Here is a 294-nt window from a genome sequence, read left to right as displayed (position 1 = left end):
CCATGGATGGCCTGGCCGTTGCCCACGTAGATCGCGATGTGCGGCACACCGGCACCAGCATCGTCGTAATAGATCATGTCGCCCGGCTGCGGAGTCGAAACCTGCGTACCGTACGCCATGAACTGCGCCGGAGCCAGATCGCCCACGGAGATACCGGCCGAACGCAGCGCGTTCTCGACCATCGCGGTGCAGTCCTGCGACACACCGATCTGGCCGTAAGCCGACGCCACCAACGCGGCACCAATACCGCTGGCAGCAACATCAGCCTTCGCCTCCGGCTTCGGGGCCTCCTCG

At 65.3% G+C, this 294-nt stretch carries 1 protein-coding gene; it reads right to left on the bottom strand.

Annotated elements, in window-relative coordinates:
• Positions 1-294 (bottom strand): NlpC/P60 family protein (locus tag HGO92_RS23325; RefSeq protein WP_205835028.1); only part of this gene is annotated, 294 nt, incomplete at both ends.

Origin of the sequence: Crystallibacter degradans, assembly GCF_012952295.1 — a bacterium.
In the GTDB taxonomy this organism is placed as follows: domain Bacteria; phylum Actinomycetota; class Actinomycetes; order Actinomycetales; family Micrococcaceae; genus Crystallibacter; species Crystallibacter degradans.
The sequence above is the reverse complement of the archived record's forward strand: the minus strand, read 5'-3'. Positions and strand labels throughout refer to the sequence as shown.